Below are 14,796 nucleotides of genomic sequence, written 5' to 3'. Positions count from 1 at the left end.
ATTGGTGTGTGCGTTAAAGAATTGCGAGTCAGTACGCGCCGCGGCCGCGAGTGACGGCTCCGACGGTCTTCCAGAGAATGTTCATATCGAGGGCCGGCGACCAGTTCTCGACGTAGCGCAGGTCGAGTCGCACCGACTCGTCCCAGGTGAGGTCCGAGCGCCCGCTGACCTGCCAGAGGCCGGTCATTCCGGGGCGGACCAGGAGCTTGCGCCGGGCGTCGGTCGCGTACTCGGCGACCTCGCGGGCGAGCGGCGGGCGGGGCCCGACCAGGGACATCGAGCCACCGAGCACGTTGAACAGCTGCGGGAGCTCGTCGAGCGAGAGGCGGCGGAGCGTCGAGCCGATGGCGGTGACGCGCGGGTCGCGCTTCATCTTGAAGAGCGGGCCCGCTGCCTCGTTGTCGGCGGAAAGCTTCGCGACCATATGATCCGCATTCACGACCATCGAGCGGAACTTCACCATCCGGAAGTGCTCGCCATTGAGGCCGACGCGCTCCTGGCGGTAGAAGACCGGACCGCCGTCGCGCTTGATGAGCACAGCGATCGTCAGGAAGACCGGGGCGAGGACGAGGAGCAGCGCGGCGGCGCCAAGGCGGTCGATGCCGGCCTTGACCGCGCGGGTCACGCCGTCGAAGCGGGGCTCGGTGAGGCGGAGCATCGGGAGGCCGTCGACCGGGGCGACGTGCAGGCGAGGTCCGCCGATCTCCATGAGGCCCGGGTCGACGACCAGGTCGGCGCCGGTGCCCTCGAGCTTCCAGGCCAGGGCCTGGAGCCGCTTCGGGGTCCAGCCGGGGGTCGGGGCCACGGCGACCACGTCGATGCCGAGCTCGGCGACCTGGCGGGCGACGCCGTCGAGGTCGCCGACCACCGGGACGCCGGCCACGGAGGTGGAGCCGTCGGAGGCCTCGCCGGTGGAGGTGCAGGCGGCAACGACGGTCCAGCCGTGGTGCGGGACCCGCAGGGTCCGGGTCACCAGATCGGTGATGCCCTGCTCGGTGCCGATCACCAGGACCGAGGACATGCAGAGGTCCTCGCGGCGTGCGGTGTGCAGCACGCGGCGGATGAGGTAGCGGCCGCCGAGAATCGCGAGCCCGGTGACCGGCAGGACACCGATGACCCAAGGCCGCAGGTCGTTCGCCTTGGCCATGTAGCCGATGAACGCCAGGACCAGCGAGGCCCCGACGAAGGCGCGGACGAGGCGGTTGAACTCCTCGGCGCCCTGGCCGATCACCTGCGGGTCCCAGCAGCGCATCGCGGCCATCAGCGTCAGAGCGATTCCTGCACCGATGCAGCTCGACAGGGCAGCGGCGTCGAGGTCCCAGGAGCGGGTGGCGATACCGAGGACGGTGGCGACAGCGGCGACGCCGAGAACGATGCCGAGGTCGGAAGCGACCACCGCGCGCAGGAGCACCGCGCGCCAGGGGCGGGTGGGCGCCGGTCCCCCAACCGACGCGCCCTGCGGGGACCGCGGCGCCGGGATGTCGGCGTGCTGCCGGCTCCCTGCGAACCCGATGTCCGTGCTCACGTCTGGTGACCCCCCATAGTCACGGACGGCCAGTTCGTGACCTGCAGGCCCTCGAGGTCTCCCCCGTTTGCCTGCAGCACCCCGCCGTCATCCGTTGGTGCGCTCTCGATTGCGACATCGAGATCCAGGGATCACTCCGTTACCGGGTCCAAACCGGCGTTGCGGCGTGTCCGCCCGACACGCCGTACGAGGCTGACGCTACTGCGACCCAGTTCACTCGTCGGTGGCCGTCACAGCGGCAACGGTTGCTACCCGGAGTGTCCGAACGCCGATCTCGGCAGGGCCGTACGGCCGAACGAGTTACTCGAAGATCGATGTCACGGCGCGTCAGAGCACGACGAGGTCACGGCGTTCCCGGAGCCACACGCGGGCGACACCCACAGCAGCACGGGCCGTGCCTACGTCGAGCCGCACTCCCTGGGTGTCATGGCGCTACGGAGCATCGAAGGAGGCCGCAAGCGCTACTCACTCATCAGCGAGGACCAGGAGCCGAGCGCGCTCCCGTCGATGCCGGACGCCCACCATCCCAGGTGTGACCTGACGCCCGATGAGATGTCGCGTCTGCGGCCGGTTCGGAAACTGGCTACGCGGCCGCCTTCGGCCGGCACTCGATGCTCACCCTGAGGGTGTTGTCCCGCTCGGGGTCGTACGACTTCGCGTGCACCCGGTAGCCCTCCCCGTTGCGTACGAGGCCCGTGCCCTCCGGCTGCCCGTCCGTGCCGGTGTAGGGGCCCGCGCCGCCCGAGGTGTCGAAGCCCGCTCCGTCCGGGATGATCACCTTGCCGGCCGGGCAGTAGAGCGTGATATCGCCGAAGGTCTGACCGAATCGCGCTGTGACGTTGGCGGTGAAGTCCCCGGAACTGATGCCTGTCCCGCACTGCAGGAACTCGATCGTCCCGTTCGTGATCTCGGCTGTCCCGGACGGGCAGGTGTTCACCGGCGGGGTCGTGGTGGTCGTGGTCGGCCGTGGCGTCGTGGTGGTCGGCCGTGGCGTCGTGGTGGTCGGGCGCGGCGTCGTGCTGTCGGGGAACCGGCGCGCGCAGTCGGCCCGGGCGTCGGCGATCGCCTGCCGGATCGCCGTCGCGAGAGCCTGTCCCCGGTAGCGACCGCTCCGGACGACGTCGTTGATCCGACGCGGGATCTCGCGACCCTCGCACTGCGCCCGGGCCGGATTGGCTGCGGTGAGGGCGACGTCCTGCTCCACGACCGGACGGGAAGGCGTGCTCGGCGTACTGATCACGGCGACGGCGCCGAGCAGGAGAGCCGCGACGGCCAGGCCGACGGCGAGGAACTTGCTCACGGTGCGGGTCCTCTCGGGGGCGAGGGTGGAGCGGTGCTCAGAAGCGGGCAACGTTGACGAGCGGGCCGTAGTAGCGCCCGGGGACAGGCCGCACCGGGTCGCCCGCGAAGCCGTAACGGCGGTCGACGAGGGTGTAGGCGTTCGCGTCGGTGACGAGGCGGGCGAGCGTGCCGAGCGGGTTGCCACGGCGGCACTTCCCGCTGCTCAGGCACACCGCCGCGGTTCCGGACACGATCGGCGCCGAGAAGCTCGTCCCGTCGACGATGTCGAGGACGGCGTTCGTCCCGGGCCTGGTCGTGACGATGCACGCCCCCGGCGCGGCGACCGTGTGGAGGCGGTCGACCGGACGCGTCCCGAAGTTGCTGAAGTAGGCGGCCGCATCGTCGTTGTCGCCGAAGATGTCGTGGTACGGGAACCCGAAGCAGTCGGCCCTCGCGTCGAAGGCACCCGGCCTGCCGTCGTAGTCCCCGATGGCGGACGCGGTCAGCACCTCGGGATAGGTGCCGGGGGCACGGAGTCCGGTCGTCTCGTTCCCGGCCGACGCCACGATCAGGACTCCGCTGGCCACCGCCTTGCACACCGCGAGGTGGAGGGCGTCGCGGTCGCGGATGCCGCAGGCGGGGGTGTCGAGCAGCTCGGGGTCACCGAGGCTGAGGTTGGCGATCTCGATGTCGTTGCCCCGGTCGCGGTCGAGCCGGGTGCGGGTGATCCAGTCGAGCGCGCAGAGGATCGTCGATGTGTCCGAGTCCCCCGACTCCGGGAAGACGCTGACCCCGAGCAGCGGGGCTCCGGGCGCGATCCCGACGACGCCGAACTCGTCGTCGCGAGCCGCGAGGACGCCGCTCACGTTGGTGCCGTGCGAGCCGCGGACCACCTGCGATCCTGTGGCAGTGCCGCTCAGGCAGTCCGTCCCGCCGACGACGTTCAGCTCGGGGTGGTTCGGGTCGATGCCGTCGTCGACGACCGCCGTGCGCACGTTGACCGTGCCCTGACCGTCCCCGGAGCGCGCGGACGACCGATCCGCCCCGACGCGCAGGGCCCAGCAGGACCGGAAGTAGCCCGGGACGGAGTTCCCGTTGCACGGCTCCGTCGGAGGAGCCTGCTTCGGGGCGCGTTCCCGGGGCCGCTTGATCGGGCGGTCCTCGGTGACGAACTGCGTGGCCGGATCACCGGCCACCGTCGCCACGGAGTCGGCGGGGATGTCCGCCGTGTAGCCCTTCACCGCGGTGGCGAACACGTTCCGGACGACGGATCGGGTCGGCCGCGCCTGGGCGCCCGCGGTCGCGGCGGGATCGGCCACCGTCTCCTTGAGCACCACGATGTAGCGCTTCGTCGGAGCCGGCGCCCCCGAGCTCGTTCCGGCGAGACCGACCAGGAGCGCGGCCGCGGCCATCATCGCGACGACGACCGCCCACCGACCCGAGCCGACACCGACCGTCGGACGTAGATCCACTCATTCCCCCCGGAACCCTTCGCGTCACCCGTTGGTGTCGTCGAGGGCTGAACGAGTGGAACAACGACATTGTTACGCAGATCTTGACGGCTTCGCGGAATGGTCAGGACGACCGAGATCCTCTACCACGGATTGATCCGCGTCCGGAACAGCATGATGCTTGCCGGAAATCAGCGCGTGCCGGTCGCCGATGGTCACGCAATTGTGAGAACAGCCGCCCCCGTTCACCCTTACGATGCACGGGAACTGGGGGGCACTGTGAAATTCGTTCTCGGAGCGGCAGTGGTGGCGGGGCTCGCGTGGGCGGCCGCGCCGTGGGTGGCGATGGCACGCCACGGCACCCTCGACGAGCAGGCGCTCGAGGCGATGCGCGGGCCCGTGATCCCGGCGCCGCGGCGGGCGCCGGACGCGGTCAGGCCGGCACCGGAGCCCGAGGCGTGTCCGGAGCCGGAGGTGCCAGAGCAGCGGATACCGCCACCGAGCCGTCATCGGCCGGCCCGGCCGTCGGCGCCCCGGTCAGCAGCAGCGCGCCGACGAACACGGGGAACGCCCCGGTGAAGGTCAGCATGTTCTCGCTGACGATCCCGCCGATCGCGAGCGCGACGAGCATCGCCGCCCCGACCGGCGCGACCGGGGAGTGCCGCAGCCCGGACACCACGAGCGCGACCACGATCAGCGCGAGCAACAGCGTCCCGACATAGCCGATCTGCGTCAGCAGCGCGACGTAGGTGCTCTCCGCGGTGACCGCCTCGGCGAAGCTGTTCTGCGCGACCGTGCCCCCGGTCCCCCAGCCCTGTCCCCACAGCGTGAACCGGAGCCGTCCGGCGGCCGAGAGCGCCTCCTGGTGGGCGAGGGTCGACGAGTCCCGCCCGGCGAGGATGCCCTCGAGATAGGTGCGGATCGGCGTGACCACGAGGGCGACGACCCCCGCGACGACCGCCCCGGCCGTGCCCACCACCGCAGCGCGGGCGACACCCAGCCGCACCACGAGCAGGGCCGCCACCCCGAAGGCCGCGACGATCCACCCGCCGCGGGTGAACGTGAGCAGCAGCGCCACCGTGAGGATCACCGCGCAGAGGTTCGGTGCCCGCAGCCGCTCCCGGTAGACGAGCGCCACGACCAGAGCCGCGGCGATGATGGTCCCTGCCGAGAGCGGGTCCCCGAACGTGCCGGTCAACCGCGGGAAACCCGACGTCACGAAGAAGTTGCCGGGCAGTCCCGTCGCCGGGTCGAGGAAGAGCGGGACGCCCTTGACGTCGACCCAGAACCGCCCGACGCCGATGACCCCGAGCAGGTAGGACGACGGCAACGTCATCTCCACCAGCGCGTAGACCGCCGCCGGCACGGTGACCGCGACGAAGCCGATCGCCGCCCGCCGCCGCTCACCCGTCGTCAGGAAGGCCGCGCACCCGAGCGAGACGAACGGGACCAGTGCCCCGCGGATCGACTCCAGGCGCACGCCGAGCGGCGCGGGCGAGGTGCCGAAGACGAGGAAGCCGACGATCGCGGCCAGCGCGGCGATCACGAGCAGCGCCGGCGCGATCCGCGTCCGCGTCACGACCGCGCGGAGCACCAGCAGGAGCAGCATCGACCAGGCGAGGACGTCCTTGACCGCCAGTGCCGCCCGCAGCGGACCCGACTCGATCCCCAGGGTGTGCAGGAGCGCGAGGACGTGGCTGCCGACGATGAGCACCACGAGGATCACCAGCAGGGCGAGGTGCGCCGCCCGCCAGCACAGGGCCACCCACCCGCCCGCGAGCACCAGCCCGACGACGGTCAGTACCGCAATGGTCACGGGTTCGACTCCCTCGATGTCACCCGATGGTGCATGATGCGATCACTCGCGGGGGGCGGGTCCATACGTGGTGCGTCCCCGCGCCACGTCCGGAGGTCGCGATGAACAGCCTCTCCCGCCGTCGGCTGCTGGCCCTGGCGGCGCTCGCGGCGGCCCTGCCGTCGTGCGGTGCGGCCCTGCCCGCCGCCCCACGGCCGGTCTACCCCTCGCGCAACCTCGCCGGGGTGGCCGTCCGCTCCGACCTGCAGGACCTCATCGACCGCACCGCCCGCTCCGGCGGCGGCACGGTCGAGATCCCCGCCGGTCAGACCTTCCTGACGGCGGGTGTGGTCGTCCCGGCGGGCGTGGACCTCGACGTCCGCGGCACGATCGTGCGGCAGCCGAACGCCCGCGGCGTGCTCCTCACGCTGCGGGGCAACGGCGCGACCGTGCGCGGCTTCCCGGGCGGGGCGGTCGACGGGAACCGGACCGCGGCCGGCGAGCGCTCGGACGTCATCCGCGTCGCCGCCGCCGACGTGACCATCACCGGGCTGGACCTGTCGAACAGCGCCTCGAACGGCATCGCGGTCTACGGATATCCCCGGGCGCGGATCGAGTCGTGCCGCATCACGAACTGTCGTGACAACGGCGTGATCGTCGGGAATGCGGGCGGGGACGCGTCCCTGATCCGCGGCAACACCCTCGCCGGCACCGACGAGCAGAACGCCATCTTCGTGACGGCGTCGTCGGGCTCCACCCCGACACGCGCCTTCGTGCGCGACCACCAGATCCTCGACAACGTCATCACCGACGTGGGCGACACCGGCATCGAGTCCGGAATCCACACGGTGAACACCCTGGTGCGGGGCAACCGCGTGGAGGCCGCGAAGAATCCGGGCATCCTGCTGCGCGACTGCACCGGCGTGCGGGTGGAGAACTGCACCGTCACCACCACCGGCCCCACCATCGACGCCTACGCGGTGGTGCCGCAGACCCAGCCCTCGGGCACCGAGGTGTCCAGCACCTTCACCCGCTGCACCGTGGTCGGCAACGCGACGCGATCCGGGTTCTACACCGACAGCAGCGGCGTCACGGTCGATCGCCCGACCCTCTCCCCCGTCGACGGCCAGGCCACGCGCGGGACGGCGTTCCTGGCCGGCGCGGTCAACGATCTCGCGGTGCTGAACGCGACGCTCGGGAACTGGACGACGGCGTTCTGGCTCAACTACGCGGGCAACGACACGACGATGGAGCGGATCACGGTGCGCGCGCCCCAGATCAACGGCGTCGACTCCGTCTACTACGTGCCCGCCGCGCTGACGGAGTCGACGCTGGAGTGCGGCACCGTGCGGGGTGTGCGGCGGTATCTGTTCCGCAGCCCCGGCTCGACGACCTTGGCGCCGACCAGTCAGGTCGTGCCCCCCGCGGCCGGGTCGGCGGTCGGCGAGGCCGACACGTCGCTGCCGTAGGCGGTTCATCGGGCCGGCTCCAGCTCCAGGGCCCGGCGGGCGACGGTGATCGCCGCGGCGAGGACGACGAGGCAGATCGTGCCCTCCGCGGCGGCGACGGCCCACGCCCCGCCCGGCGCGCCCGCGAGGTGGGCGAACCCGACGAGCGCCGGGACGCCGACCACCACGGCTGACGTCACGGCCGCGAGGTAGGTCCGGCGGTAACCCCGCGGGATGAGGTAGTGGCGCCCGACGGAGGTCTCCAGCGAGATCATCAGGAAGGCCACCGCGAAGCCGGCCGCCGTCGGGAGGTCGACGGCGAGGTCCGCCCCGAACACCACACCGCTCGCCCACGGCCCGGCGCCCACGATCAGGAGGGCGCCGACGACTCCGACGGTCGAGTGCAGGGTGAGCGAGGTGCGGAAGCGGTGCCGCGAGGTGGCGCGGTCGACCGGCTCGGCGACCCAGCCCTGCAACGCGTTGCACAGGCTCGAGATCGCGTAGAGCGACAGGCGGAACAACCGGTCGCCGGCGGCGAAGACCGCGAGCTCGCGGACCCCCGTGCCCAGCCCGACCAGCGCCACCGCGCCCGCCGAGTATGAGCCCGAGGCGATCTCGGACGCGGCGTCGGGCACGAGGATGCGCAGGGTGGCCCGGTCGGCGACCGTGCGCATCGCGCGCCGTGCCCCCGGCACGGACGGAGGTCCGAGCGTCTTCCGGGCGTGCACCGCGGTCGTCCCGAGCGACGCCGCGAGCAGCAGGATCGGGTAGGTCACGAGCGGCGCCCCGAGCACCAGCAGCGGTGCCCCGACGACCGCGGCGGCCACGCGGGGCAGCGCATCGTAGATCAGCAGCGTCCGCGCCTGCCCCGAGCCGATCGCGTACCAGGCCGGCGACAGGCCGGTCGCCGACACCGCGAGCGCCATCAGCACGGCCACCGTCCGGAAGCCCTCGGGCGCGAGAAATGCCGCGACGACGGCCTCGACCGGCAGCACCACGACGAACGCGGCCAGTCGGCTCGCGAGCGCCTCGCGGTAGAGCGCCCTCCGACCGTCGTCGTCCGCCTGCGCGGTGCGCGACGGGCCGGACAGGTTCCAGCCGAACGTCACGACGATCATCGCGACCGCCCCGACCGACTGGCCGAGCGCGACCGCAGCCCAGCCCTCCACGCTCGTGACCCGCGCGATCACGGGCAGGAGCAGCAGCGGGGTGATCGCCCCGACGAACGGGACGGCGGCGAACCCACCGATCCGCCGTACCAACGGGTGGAGCGCCATCACCCGCTCACGCGGATGTCGACGCCGTGGGCACGGTAGAGCTTCTCGAGCTGCTCGGCGGTGGTGGCCGGGCCGTAGAAGGTGCTGTTGTGGTCGGCCGCGCCCAGGTCGATCCCGAGCATGGTCGCGACGTCGGAGGCGGTCCCCTCGTGCGGGACGCGGGCGAGGGCCGCGGCGATGTCGTCGACGTCGTACGGGTCGACGAAGCGCGCGTGCCCGCCGGAGACCTCCCGCAGGACCGGCAGGTCGGAGCAGATCACCGGCACGCCCACCGACTGCGCCTCGATCACCGGCATGCCGAACCCCTCGTACAGCGTGGGCAGGACGAGAGCCGAGGCGCCGCGGAGCAGTGCCCACAGGTCGTCGTCGTCGGGAGCCTCGACCAGTTCGACGCCGGGAGGCAGGTGCCCCCAGGCCCGTCGTCCCGCGAGGACGAGGTCGGTGTGCTCGCGCAGGTGCGAACGTTCGTAGGCGCTGACCAGGCGGGCGAGGTTCTTCCTCGGCTCGATGCTCCCGACGGCCAGGACGTACGGGCGCCGGCGCTGCGCGGGAGCGACCAGGTGCGGCACGACGAACGGGTGCACCACGTGCGCGGGCGTGCCGAACCGTTCGGTGATCTCGTGGGCGACCGTGTGGGACACGGTCGCGACCGAGACGTCGGGGTGCTGCAGCGCCCGCTCCGCCAGCCGCGTGTAGTAGTGCCGCCCGCCGAAGCTGGCCGTTTCCGGATGGGTCCACCAGACGAGGTCATGCAGCGTCATCACCGTGGGCCCGCGCACCACCGCAGGCGGGAACGTCAGGTGGTGGACGACTCCGACCTTGCTCGCCGCCACGGGCAGGACGACGTGATCGTCGACGATCCGGCGCACCAGCCCTCCGGGATCGGTGACGCGCAGCTGCACCTCCGGGACCGGGGCGAGCAGCGACGCCACCCCGCGGGCGTAGCGCTCCCATCCGGTCAGCCGTGCGGCGCCCGCCGACCGGGCGTCGACCAGCACACGGGTCACGTCGACGCCTTCTCCGTGGTGAGGGTGCGGGTGGGGGCGTCGAGGTCCGACTCGGCGTCGGTCTCGTCGTCCTCGTCGCTCTTGTCGGTCTCGTCGCTCTTGTGGGTCTCGTCGCCGGCGGTCCCGGCCCTCACCTCGGTGTCGTCCTGGCCCTCCTGCGGGTCGGCGGACTCCTCGTCCTCGGCCTCGGGGTCGGCGGTCTCGGCCTGCGCCTTCGTGTCGACCGCCTTCGTGTCGACCGCCTTCGTGTCGACCGCCTTGGTGTCAGTTGCCTTCGTGTCGACCGCCCTGCTGTCCGCCTCGTCGGAGCTCGCGTCGGGCTCGGGCCGGGTGTGGACCACGGTCGCCCGGTCGTCGCGGGACACCTCGACCGTGTCGGTCGACGTGCTCGAGGACGTCGTGGACGCCTCGCCGCCGGCGCGGGGCTGCACGGGCACGACCGTCACCGTCGGGGTGGGGTCGTCGACGTCCGGGTCCATGCCCGCGGGAACCGACGGCGCCTGCTGCCGTGGCCGCGGAGCCGGCGTCGCGCGCGGCCCCGGCGACGGACGGGGCCCGGGCGGCGCGGGCTGCGGACCGGTCTGCGGGAACGCCGGGAGCGCGCGGCCGTTCTGCGGTGCTCCGTTCTGGTGGGGCGCCCCGTTCTGCTGCGGGCTCCGTGTCGGCATCGGTTGCGGGGCCGCCACCGACGTCGTGGCCGTGCCCTTGTGGTAGGCCGAGCGGCCGACGTACGACGAGTCACCCGTCGTCGGGACCATGGTGGCGACCGTTCCGACCACGTTGGCCGACACCGAGCGCAGCGAGGTCAGGGCGGACTCGACCTGCGCAATGCGCGTGCGCCCGATCCGACAGAGGAGCAGGGTCGCGTCGGCGTGCCGGGCGACGGTCGCGGCGTCGGTGACCGGGAGGACGGGCGGTGTGTCCACGAGGACCACGTCGGCCCGCTCGCGGAGGGCGCGGAACAGTTCCACGGCCTGGCGGCTCGCGAGCAGCTCACTCGGGTTCGGCGGGACGACACCGCTCGCCAGGACCTGCGTGAGCCCCGGGCCCCATGGCTGGAGGGCGTGGTCGAGCGGCACCTTGCCCGCCAGGACGCTCGAGAGGCCGACCGACTCGTCGAAGCCCAGGCGGCTCGCCAGCTGGGGACGGCGCAGGTCCGCGTCGACGATGATCACGCGCTTGCCCGCCGAGGCGAGGGCCACGGCGAGGCCCACGACCGTCGTCGTCTTTCCCTCCCCTTCGAACGGACTCGTGACGACGAGCAGCGACGAGTCGTGGTCGACGTCGACGAAGTCGAGATTGGTGCGCAACGAGCGCAGCGCCTCCGAGTAGGCCGACCCGCTCGCGAGCGAGTCGGCGACCGAGCCCTCGAGCGCGGTCGGGTCCATCGGGACGGCGCCGAGGGTCGGGACACCGCTGACGCGTCGGAGCTGCCCGACCGAGCGCACCGACTTGTCGAGGGCGCTGATCAGGACGGCGGCGACCACCCCGAGCGCGAGCCCGAGGACACCGCCCACCGCCGTCGTCACGACGACCGACGGGTTGCCGGCCTCGACCGGTGCGCGTGCGGGGCGGACCTGGCGGACGAACACCTGCTGCTGGGCCCCCGGCGCCGAGGGCTTCTCGAGGTCGTTCACCACCGCGATGAACGAGGTGGCCACGGTGTTCGCGAGGAGGGCCGCGCGCTGCGAGTCGCCGTCGGTGGCGGACAGGTCGATGAGCACCGACTCGCTCGAGCTGCTCGCCGAGAGCTGCTTCGCGAGCTCGGGGGACGTCTCGGTCAGACCGAGCTTCGCGATGACGTCGTCGGTCACCTCCTCGCTGGTGACCAGCTCCGCGTAGGAGGAGACGCGCTGCTGGGAGACCAGGCTGCCCTGATAGGCGGCGTCGGTGGAGTCCCCGCTCGGCGAGTACACGTACAGCGTGGTCGTCGCGGTGTAGTACGACGGGCTGAGCAGGCCGAACGCCAGGCCGGCGAGGGCTCCGACGAGCAGGCCCGCCACGACCGCGACCCAGCGGTCGCGGACGATACGGAGGAAGTCGTCGATGGTCACGGGGCGGCCTCGGTGTTCTCGTCGTGCGGACGGCGTGGGGTCGGCAGGGGTGTCCCGAACCGGGCGTGGTGCCGGGCGAGGACGGCGGCGAACAGCAGGATGAAGGCGCTGTCGCGGACGAGGTACCGCCGCCAGAGGCGCGGGAACTCGGTGCTCAGGCGCCAGAAGGCCTCGGTGCCCGTCTTCTGGAAGGCCGCGGGGGCACGACGGATGGCCCCGGCGAGGTAGTCGACGGTGGCGCCGGCCCCGATCAGCACGGCGCCGGGAATCTCGTCGCGGTGCCGGTCGATCCACAGTTCCTGCTTGGGGGCGCCGAGGCACACGACCACGACGTCGAGGCCCTGCGCGGCGAGGTCGCGGACGAGGGCCTCGTCCTCGTCGCCACCGATCTCGAAGCCTGCGGACGGCGTCCGCGCGAGGACGTCGGGCAGGCCAGGGTTGGCGGACTGCAACGCGAGTCCGGCCCGCTGCGCCCGGCCGGGCACTCCGCCGACGATGCCGAGCCGCAGCCCCTGTTCGGCTCCGACGCCGCCCAGGGCCTCCACGATGTCGACCCCCGTCACGCGCACGGCTCCGGCGGCACCCGTCCACCGCGAGAGCAACGCGACCGGGGCTCCGTCCATCGTCACCACGTCCGCGCGCCCGTAGGCCTCGCGGAAGGTCCGGTCGGAGCGGGTCAGCATCACGTGGTCGACGTTGCAGGTGAAAGCCGCGACGCCACGGTCGGGTCGACGGGCGGCCACCAGCCGCCGGGCGGCGATCTCGGGGGTGGAGAAGACCTGCAGGGACAGGTCGAGCAGCCGGCACGACCGGCCCTCGGCCAGGCTCGGCACGGACTCGGTCGATTCGCGGGCGCTCGGAATGGCGGCCGGAACACGTCGCCTCCGGACGAATCTCCCGGCGTTCGCGGCTGGTGGACGCGAACGTCCCTCGATAGTCATCGGTGTCCCCCCGGACAAAGATCTCTGTTGCGATCCGCTCTCGCGCGCGCGGAAATGACAGGCTACGCACCGTTGCGATCTTTCGTCCACGATCGCGTGAAAACCGATCTTGACCGGTTCTCCGGAGTGGTGGACGCTCACACACCGCGATGGTTGCTTGTCTCGAACGTGGAGAAACCGTCCGCGCTCGGATCATGTGGAGGAGCGAGAGATGTCCGTTTCAGCGAGCCCGGGAGTGCGGGACTACGAGACGGTCGTGGTGGCCTACCGCAGTGCGGCGCTCGTCGAGGAACTGATCGACGAACTCGGGCCACAGTTCCCGATCATCGTGGTCGACAATTGTCAGGGTGCGGACGGTCTCGCCGAGCGGGTGGCCGACCGTCCGTCCGTCCGTGTGATGGACGGCCCCGGTCGGGGCTTCGCCGTGGGCGCGAACCTCGGTCTGCGCGAGACGACCCGCGACGTCGTCATGCTGGTCGGACCCGACAGCCGCCCCACGCCCGAACTGCTGGACGAGCTGGCTGCCGAAATCCGCGCGGACAGCGCGTGCGTGCAGGCCCTCCCCATGGCGATCGGGCGCGACGGACGGGTCGAGCTGGGCACCGCCGGCTGGGAGCCGACCTGGTGGCGGGCGCTGTCGCACGCGAGCGGCCTGCACTACCTACTGCCGCGGACCGGGCTCTGGGCGCGGCCCGAGCCGGGCTCCGAGGCCGACGTCGACTGGGTCAGTGCCTCCGTGTGCGCCCTGGACCGCTCCCTGTTCTTCGAGCTCGGCGCGTTCGACGAGGGCTTCTTCGTCTACAACGAGGACGTCGACCTCTCCCGGCGCATCCGCTCGGCCGGTCTGGGCCAACGGCTGCGCACCGACCTGCTCGTCCCCCACGGCTCCGGCGGATCGGGCGACGCGCCCGCCCGCATGTCGCAGCTGCGCGGCTCGTCGATGATGCGCGACGTCGGGCGGCACCACTCCCGGCTCGAGACCCTGGCGATCCGGCTCATCCTCTCGGCCGGGGCCGGTTCCCGCGCACTCGCCTACCGCGCCCTGCGACGCCCGGCGAAGGCCCGCTGGCACGAGGCCTACGTCCGCGGTCTGTGGGTGGGTCCGCCCGACATGAGCTGAGCACGTCCGCTCATCCACCGAGGAGCACAGATATGGCCGTGGGCGACCTGATCCTCAGCTCACCGTCGGGTAGCCCGATCGGCGACATGATCAGGCGATACGACCGGGGCGAGTACACCCAGGTCGGGATCGACGTCGGCGACGACTCGTTCGTCAGCTGCCGGACCGGGTCCGGGCTCCTCCGGGCCGGCGAGGGCGGCGGCGTGCGCCTCGATCGGTTCGACGACGTGACCGAGCGACCGCTGTTCCGTGCGGCGGTCCTGCTCGAGGAGGACGAGAAGAAGCTCGCCCTCGAGCGGTGCCTGGCGTGGGTGGATCACTCCGGGTTCTCCTTCCCGAAGTTGTTGCAGAGCACCGTGGCCGTCGACGCCTGCCGACCGGAGGCGGAGTTCGACGACGACGCGAGATCCATTCTGCTCGGAACCGCGTTCGCCGCTGCGGAGTCCTGGCGCCACGGTTCCGACCGGCCCGCGTTCACCGCCGCGGAAATGATCGTCGAGGCCTACGGGCGGCCGGTGCCCACCGCCCACCTCGCGCCTCCATCTCCTTCGGGCGCGCCTCGGGACATCCTCGTGCACGCCGCATCGCTCGGTGGCGAGGTGATCGAGCAGTGGGAACCGGACGAGCGGGGCCGGACGATGGCGAGCCTGGTCGCGGCGGTGACCCGGTACGACCCGGATTTCTTCGCCGGTGCCCTGCGATCGGTGTGGGGGTGGCTGAGGACCACCGGTCACCGGATGGACGATCTACTGCCGACCGCTCGCGACAATTGGCCGCAGAACCTCCCGTCCGCGCTGGTCACTCCGCGGATGCTGCTGCGCTGCGACTGGGTCGGCGAGCCCGCGCCGGTCTGACGGGAAAGATCCTCATTTCTTCGGACGAGGCGTGAAGATCCCT

Annotated in this window: 11 protein-coding genes; 3 read left to right on the top strand and 8 right to left on the bottom strand. The window is 72.1% G+C overall.

The features are described from left to right. Window positions 1-28 precede the first annotated feature (28 nt). From QRT03_RS23590 to QRT03_RS23575, 4 genes are all read right to left on the bottom strand, one after another. Window positions 29-1,525 (bottom strand): sugar transferase, encoded by a 1,497-nt coding sequence (locus tag QRT03_RS23590; protein ID WP_286055535.1) that lies wholly within the window; start codon window positions 1,523-1,525, stop codon window positions 29-31. Between the two features lie 583 nt (window positions 1,526-2,108). After that, window positions 2,109-2,825 (bottom strand): hypothetical protein, encoded by a 717-nt coding sequence (locus QRT03_RS23585; RefSeq protein WP_286055534.1) that lies wholly within the window; start codon window positions 2,823-2,825, stop codon window positions 2,109-2,111. Between the two features lie 37 nt (window positions 2,826-2,862). Continuing rightward, on the bottom strand, window positions 2,863-4,278 hold the full coding sequence (locus QRT03_RS23580) for a S8 family serine peptidase (protein WP_286055533.1): 1,416 nt from the start codon (window positions 4,276-4,278) through the stop codon (window positions 2,863-2,865). 412 nt (window positions 4,279-4,690) lie between these two features. Next, a complete protein-coding gene (locus QRT03_RS23575) occupies window positions 4,691-6,073 on the bottom strand; it encodes a hypothetical protein (protein ID WP_286055531.1) in 1,383 nt (460 codons plus the stop codon). Window positions 6,074-6,174: 101 nt separating this feature from the next. On the opposite strand from QRT03_RS23575, the gene QRT03_RS23570 reads away from it, so the two are divergent. Next, on the top strand, window positions 6,175-7,521 hold the full coding sequence (locus QRT03_RS23570) for a right-handed parallel beta-helix repeat-containing protein (RefSeq protein WP_286055530.1): 1,347 nt from the start codon (window positions 6,175-6,177) through the stop codon (window positions 7,519-7,521). A 5-nt stretch (window positions 7,522-7,526) separates the two neighbouring features. On the opposite strand, the gene QRT03_RS23565 is transcribed toward QRT03_RS23570, so the two are convergent. From QRT03_RS23565 to QRT03_RS23550, 4 genes are read right to left on the bottom strand one after another with little or no spacing between them, the layout of a single operon-like run. Further along, entirely contained in the window at window positions 7,527-8,777 is a 1,251-nt protein-coding gene (locus tag QRT03_RS23565; RefSeq protein WP_286055529.1) for a lipopolysaccharide biosynthesis protein, read from the bottom strand. Further along, complete coding sequence (locus QRT03_RS23560; RefSeq protein ID WP_286055528.1) at window positions 8,777-9,784, bottom strand: glycosyltransferase family 4 protein; 1,008 nt, start codon at window positions 9,782-9,784, stop codon at window positions 8,777-8,779. The genes QRT03_RS23565 and QRT03_RS23560 overlap by 1 nt, the downstream gene beginning before the upstream one ends. Then, complete coding sequence (locus tag QRT03_RS23555; protein WP_286055527.1) at window positions 9,781-11,838, bottom strand: polysaccharide biosynthesis tyrosine autokinase; 2,058 nt, start codon at window positions 11,836-11,838, stop codon at window positions 9,781-9,783. The genes QRT03_RS23560 and QRT03_RS23555 overlap by 4 nt, the downstream gene beginning before the upstream one ends. Next, window positions 11,835-12,671: a WecB/TagA/CpsF family glycosyltransferase gene (locus QRT03_RS23550; RefSeq protein WP_286055526.1), complete on the bottom strand. Its 837-nt coding sequence runs from the start codon at window positions 12,669-12,671 to the stop codon at window positions 11,835-11,837. The genes QRT03_RS23555 and QRT03_RS23550 overlap by 4 nt, the downstream gene beginning before the upstream one ends. A 319-nt stretch (window positions 12,672-12,990) precedes the next feature. Between QRT03_RS23550 and QRT03_RS23545 the strand changes: the two genes are divergently transcribed. Next, window positions 12,991-13,899: a glycosyltransferase gene (locus QRT03_RS23545; RefSeq protein ID WP_286055525.1), complete on the top strand. Its 909-nt coding sequence runs from the start codon at window positions 12,991-12,993 to the stop codon at window positions 13,897-13,899. 86 nt (window positions 13,900-13,985) lie between these two features. Beyond that, the gene (locus tag QRT03_RS23540; RefSeq protein WP_286055524.1) at window positions 13,986-14,753 is read left to right on the top strand and encodes a hypothetical protein; all 768 of its coding nucleotides are present in this window, start codon (window positions 13,986-13,988) and stop codon (window positions 14,751-14,753) included. Window positions 14,754-14,796 lie beyond the last annotated feature (43 nt).

It is taken from the genome of Actinomycetospora termitidis (genome assembly GCF_030286555.1).
Classification (GTDB): domain Bacteria; phylum Actinomycetota; class Actinomycetes; order Mycobacteriales; family Pseudonocardiaceae; genus Actinomycetospora; species Actinomycetospora termitidis.
This window is presented reverse-complemented; position numbering and strand designations above follow the sequence as displayed.